Here is a 5432-nt window from a genome sequence, read left to right on the forward strand (position 1 = left end):
AGGCCTTTTTTTGGCGATCAGGGTCTAGCTAAAAAATAGAAGGTTTTATGGAGGAATCAATAGATGACGGAAGCAGCTTTGCTTCATGTAGATAACATTACAGTTACAAGAGAAAATGGCAAGAAATTGCTCGATCAGGTTACCATAAAGGTCGGACATGGAGAAGTGGCAGGAGTGTTGGGGAGAAATGGTGCAGGCAAGACCAGTTTGGCATATAGCATAATGGGGCTTCCCTCTTATAAACCAGATTTAGGAAGGATATTTTTTGAGGGAAGCGATATAACTGACCTTTCCATAACCGAGAGAGCGAGGCTGGGAATAACTTTGGCATGGCAATATCCTGCAAGGTATGAGGGCATAACTGTAGCAGAATATTTGAGGCTATCGCGAAAAGATGCGACGAGGCGAGAATTGGAGGAAGCGCTGGATTTCATTCAAATGGAGCCCTTTTATCTTGATAGATTTGTTGATAAATCTTTATCAGGAGGAGAGCGAAAGAGACTGGAACTTGCCTCCGTTTATTTGATGAAGCCTAAACTTGCCATACTTGACGAGCCAGATTCAGGTGTGGACCTGTTGGCCTTGGGAGATGTAGTAAAACTTTTTAAAAAACTTGTCGATTTTGGAAGTAGCGTTTTGGTCATAACTCATAGGGATGACATTGCCTCCTCATGCGACAGGGCCTATTTACTCTGTAACGGGAGGGTGATGTTGGAAGGTCAACCCAAGGCCGTAAAGCGATACTATATGTCTTTATGCGAGCCCTGTGCTGACCCGGTTGCTACTAGCGAGGTGGCTTACTATGAATCTAAGTGAAGAGTATTCAGCCTTGATTGAAATTACCCAAAAAACGGGGGAGCCAATTAAAACTGACGAGGCGCACGTCATAGTTCACGCAAATAACATTCTGGCCTCTCAAGATACTCCTGGACTCGCTATCGATGCCAAAGAGACCGAGTACGGTGTGAGGGCAACTTTTACCGTGAAGGCGGGAACTGTGCTTGAAAAACCCGTACACCTATGTTTTGGTCACCTCGGCAAGGAAGGTAAGCAGATCATAGAAAGTAAAATCATTCTGGAAGAAGGCGCCAAAGCGAAGTTTTATGCCCACTGTATATTTCCAAACGCTATAGAATTTCTTCATGCCATGGAAGGCGAAATAAATGTTGGCAAGGGCGCTAATATGACCTATGAGGAAGTACACGTCCATGGACCAGAGGGCAAGATAGAAGTTCGACCCGTTACTCGTGTGATTGTGGAGGAGAAGGGAAAATTTGTAAGTAATTTCACGTTAGTTGAGGGAAGAGTGGGGAATTTGTCCCTTGATATAGAGGTAGATGTCATAGGCCGTCTGGGAAGCGCTGAGGTGACCTCAAAAGTTTACGGCAAATATGATGATCAATGCAGCGTGAGAGATGTAGTGCGGCTATGCGGCGAGAACTCAAGTGGATTGGTGAAGGCAAGAGTCGTGCTAAAAGATAACAGCTTCGGTAAGTTTTTTGGTGAGATTGAGGGTGCAGCAGAAGGAGCTAAAGGACATGTCGATTGCACCGAGGTGGTTCAGGGTCATGGCTGCGCGGAAGCGGTTCCCGTTGTATCCGTTACACATCCAGGGGCCGAGATTACCCATGAGGCTGCCATAGGCAGGATAGCCAGCGAAAAGCTATGGGGACTCATGGCAAAGGGACTAACCGAAAACGAAGCTGTGGACGTCGTGGTTTCCGGTTTATTAAGATGACTATTTTAAGGACACGGTAGGCGTGGATATTACAGAACTTTATGCCCTTGCAAAAAAAGTGCGGGAAAATGCTTACGCCCCTTATTCCGGTTTTAAAGTTGGGGCTGCGTTGTTTTCAGAGTCCGGCAAAATTTATGTAGGGTGTAACGTAGAAAACGCATCTTACGGTTTAACCATTTGTGCTGAAAGAGCTGCTATTTATAACGCTATATCAAAGGGAGAACGCGCTTTTAAGGCAATCGTCATATGTTCCGATGAAACAAACCCAGTGCCTCCTTGTGGTGCATGCCTTCAGGTAATGGCAGAATTTGGAGATTTTGATGTTTTTTCCTTTAACCTGGAAGGTAAATTTCTTCAAATGCGCCTTTCAGATCTTTTGCCTTATACTTTTCGTCTTTTTAATCGGCCCAAAAGGCCTTCTTGAGAGCGCTTAAGGCGCTATATTCTGCTTGGGGAGATTCTTTTTTGATGCTTTCTAGTAGTTTTTCCATTGCGGTTCTTTTGCTGTTTTTACCATAAGGACACTCCAGGTCCTTCAGGGGCAGCTTCATGCTGGATGCTGCGGAAGCTATCGTTTCCTCCGGAAGATGTATTAAAGGTCTTATCACCCACGTTTGGGTTCGACTCTGCCACGTTTTTGGGCGAAAGGTATGAAACCTGCCGGAAAAGAATATGTTAAGCAATAAAGTTACAACGGTATCCGTAAGATGGTGTCCCAAGGCAACTTTTGCAAATCCCCTATCTTTGGCTATTCCGCTCAAAATTCCTCTTCTCATGTTGGCGCAAAAACTACATGGCGAGCCTTCGTTACGAATTTTCATGATTTCAAATATAGGATAGGGATAATAAATATGTGAAACATCAAGGCTTTCACAAAAATTCTTTAAACCCGATGAGCTAAACTTGCCACCTGTGGGATCTATCGTTAGTGCGGCAATGTTGAACTTTATGGGACTTACCCTTTGCAGGTGTTTTAAGGCCACAAGGAGAATCAAGCTATCCTTCCCGCCTGATAGCCCAACCAACACGTTATCTCCCTTTTCGATCATTGAATATGCGCAGACCGCATCACCGACAGCGCGCTTAATTCGTTCAGGCAAAAAAATCATATCCATCACCCAGAAGAGAATATCACCGGTTGTTACCGAAGTTCAACTAAAAGGAATCATTTGTTATAATACAACAATATCCATGGTGGCCAAATCTTATCAAATATGCCTGTGGTCACCCTTGTATACAGGAGGCTCATGTGAATATCCTTAAATTTATTAGTCACAATAGTATGTATTTTTACATAGCATTTATGCTTTTTGGCGCCCTTGTGGGTTATTACGAGAAGGTGCCGGTGTCGATTAAAAGACATAACGCAAAGTTGCAGACGTTGTGTCTTATAGTGTTAATTCTTACTATCGGCTTTGAAATAGGAAGTAACGGCGAAGTGCTTCTGGCATTGAGAGCTATTGGACTTAAGGCAGCTGTAATATCTTTACTGTCCGTGTTGGGTACGGTGCTTTGCATAAATATTACAATCGGGGTTTTTTCGAAGAAAGGGATGAAAAATTCTTGACAATGGTTATCATTTCCTGCCTTTTGATTGGCATATTTTCGGGGTACTTTTTAGGCATGCCTTTAAATGGCTTAACTGACTATGTGATCACTTTTTGTTTATTAATACTACTTTTTTCAGTAGGCATAGATCTTGGCAGTAACAAAGAGTCATTCAGGGACATAAAAAATAATGGCTTAAAGCTTTTTATTGTTCCTATAGGCACGATATTGGGTACTGCGATTGGTTGCATCGGGACATCTCTAATATTGAAGATGCCATTGAAAGAATCTTTAGCCGTCGGGGCGGGTTTTGGTTGGTACTCACTTTCTGGGGTCCTTATTGCGCAAATGTATAGCGTTGAACTTGGAATGGTAGCCTTTCTTTCCAATGTGATAAGAGAGATTATTGCCTTAATATCCATACCATTTATTAGCAAGCGCGTAGGCGCCTTAGAAGCAATAGGGATTGCGGGAGCTACCGCAATGGATACTTTGTTGCCCGTAATTGTGAAGAGTAACACTCCAGACGTAGTAATATATTCATTTGTGTCTGGAGTTTTTCTTACCTTGCTTGTGCCTATCTTAGTGCCTGTTATATTAAGTTTATAAAATATGTAAAGTGCCGAGCAGCATAATCGTTGGTAATTTGAGATTTAATTCATCTGATATGTAACAGGGCGAATGTTATGCGCTTATTATGCTAAACAATGTCGACTGGAGGATGAAGTATCTATGTTTTTTCTGTCTGTGGCGGCTACGATGATTTTTGTTATTTCTGTAGGTGTTATGGCTTCCGGGAAGAAAATAGACGAAGAAGAATATTCCTTAGCTGGCAGGAAGGCCAATCCCTTTGCAGTTTCCGGAATATTGCTTGGCGCACTGATAGGAGGAGCCTCCACCGTTGGAACGGCCGAGATGGCTTACGTTTATGGTTTGTCTGCCTGGTGGTTTACGTTGGGCGGAGGAATTGGCTCACTACTTTTAGCCCTTTTTATTGCTGAGCCTTTAAGAAAATCAGGGGTGACTACGTTGGCTCAATTTTTATCCAGGCATTACGGTTTGCAGATGAGCCGATTAGCGGCAGTAGGTTCCATCATCGGGACTCTTATAGCAGTTGTGGCGCAATTTCTTGCCTCTTGCGCTTTGTTATCCGCTATTGTGCCCTTACCCTATTGGGCGTTAAATTTACTCGTCGCCTTTCTCATTTTGGCCTTCATTTATTCGGGAGGAACTAAAAGTTATAGCGCCATAGGACAGGTAAAGCTCGTCTTGCTTTACTTTACCCTTATTGCCTGCGCCGTGTTTGCCTATAAATTAGGGCATACTCCACGTGCTCTTGTTAAAGACTTGCCAAGGTTTCCATTTTTTTCGCTCTTTGCCAGAGGAGTCTTTAAGGAGTTAAACGCCTGTTTGTCCTTGATACTTGGCACGTTAGGCACGCAAATTTATGCCCAAGCTGTTTTGTCGGCCTCAAGTGAAAAAACGGCCAAACGGGGCGCTTTGTTATCGGCAATTCTGATGCCTCCGATCGGGCTTCTTGGAATTTGGATCGGACTTGCGCTACGTAGAGAAGGCGTGGTCATAGAGCCCTCCCAGGCCCTTCCGTATTTTTTATATACATACTTTCCCAAGGCTTTAAGCGGTGTGGCTTGGGCGACACTTTTTATCACATCCTTGGGCACGGCGGCCGGGCTGTCTTTAGGCGTGGCGACTACAATATCTTATGATTTGTACGTATCCTTCAAGAAGCTCTCATCGAGTAGGACGATTCTTGTGATAAATAGGTTAAGCTTGCTTTGCGTGATTGTTGTAGCTTTTATAACAAGTCTGAGGGCTGCCGATTCGCTTATTCTGCAATGGAGTTATTTGAGCATGGGACTTAGAGGTGCAGGTGTTTTTGTACCCCTAGTTGCGGCTGTTTTTTCTTTTTCGCTTTCTCCCGGGATGGCTTTTATGTCAGGAGCTACAGGCATAACTATAGCCTGTCTGTGGCCTATATTAAAACTTCCCGGGGAAGGGATCTTAATTGGCGTGTGCGTTTCTGCCATGATCGCACTTTTCGGCATTTATAACAGCAAAAAAGCCCGCATCAAATAACACAAAGCGGGCTTTTAGCTTAAATTCAAAGGCCGGGCCAAGGTTTAAG

At 43.8% G+C, this 5432-nt stretch carries 7 protein-coding genes; 6 read left to right on the top strand and 1 reads right to left on the bottom strand.

Annotated features, from left to right (window positions below; all coding sequences use genetic code 11):
- Window positions 1-63: 63 nt before the first annotated feature.
- Genes Q7P41_RS06050 through Q7P41_RS06060 form a run of 3 tightly spaced genes read left to right on the top strand, consistent with a single transcriptional unit; the run spans window position 64 to window position 2162 of the window.
- Window positions 64-816, top strand: coding sequence for an ABC transporter ATP-binding protein (locus tag Q7P41_RS06050; protein ID WP_303882893.1), 753 nt, complete (start codon window positions 64-66; stop codon window positions 814-816).
- Complete coding sequence (locus tag Q7P41_RS06055; protein WP_303882894.1) at window positions 803-1738, top strand: SufD family Fe-S cluster assembly protein; 936 nt, start codon at window positions 803-805, stop codon at window positions 1736-1738. Before Q7P41_RS06050 ends, Q7P41_RS06055 begins: the two co-directional genes overlap by 14 nt.
- 22 nt (window positions 1739-1760) lie before the next feature.
- Window positions 1761-2162: a cytidine deaminase gene (locus Q7P41_RS06060; protein WP_303882895.1), complete on the top strand. Its 402-nt coding sequence runs from the start codon at window positions 1761-1763 to the stop codon at window positions 2160-2162.
- Here Q7P41_RS06060 and Q7P41_RS06065 read toward each other — a convergent pair.
- Entirely contained in the window at window positions 2137-2847 is a 711-nt protein-coding gene (locus Q7P41_RS06065; protein ID WP_303882897.1) for a tRNA 2-thiocytidine biosynthesis TtcA family protein, read from the bottom strand. The two genes, Q7P41_RS06060 and Q7P41_RS06065, sit on opposite strands and share 26 nt — an antisense overlap.
- Before the next feature lie 140 nt (window positions 2848-2987).
- Between Q7P41_RS06065 and Q7P41_RS06070 the strand changes: the two genes are divergently transcribed.
- From Q7P41_RS06070 to Q7P41_RS06080, 3 genes are all read left to right on the top strand, one after another.
- Window positions 2988-3305, top strand: coding sequence for a LysO family transporter (locus Q7P41_RS06070; protein WP_303882898.1), 318 nt, complete (start codon window positions 2988-2990; stop codon window positions 3303-3305).
- 2 nt (window positions 3306-3307) lie between these two features.
- Window positions 3308-3895 (top strand): lysine exporter LysO family protein, encoded by a 588-nt coding sequence (locus tag Q7P41_RS06075; protein ID WP_303882900.1) that lies wholly within the window; start codon window positions 3308-3310, stop codon window positions 3893-3895.
- A 123-nt stretch (window positions 3896-4018) separates the two neighbouring features.
- Window positions 4019-5383: a sodium:solute symporter gene (locus Q7P41_RS06080; protein WP_303882899.1), complete on the top strand. Its 1365-nt coding sequence runs from the start codon at window positions 4019-4021 to the stop codon at window positions 5381-5383.
- Window positions 5384-5432: the final 49 nt, after the last annotated feature.

The sequence above is a fragment of the Acetomicrobium mobile genome, assembly GCF_937920065.1.

Excerpts from the sequence above, each read along its gene's own strand:
- Q7P41_RS06050 (WP_303882893.1), top strand. The coding sequence starts at position 64 with ATGACGGAAGCAGCTTTGCTTCATGTAGATAACATTACAGTTACAAGA.
- Q7P41_RS06055 (WP_303882894.1), top strand. The coding sequence starts at position 803 with ATGAATCTAAGTGAAGAGTATTCAGCCTTGATTGAAATTACCCAAAAA.
- Q7P41_RS06065 (WP_303882897.1), bottom strand. The coding sequence starts at position 2,847 with ATGATTTTTTTGCCTGAACGAATTAAGCGCGCTGTCGGTGATGCGGTC.
- Q7P41_RS06075 (WP_303882900.1), top strand. The coding sequence starts at position 3,308 with ATGGTTATCATTTCCTGCCTTTTGATTGGCATATTTTCGGGGTACTTT.
- Q7P41_RS06080 (WP_303882899.1), top strand. The coding sequence starts at position 4,019 with ATGTTTTTTCTGTCTGTGGCGGCTACGATGATTTTTGTTATTTCTGTA.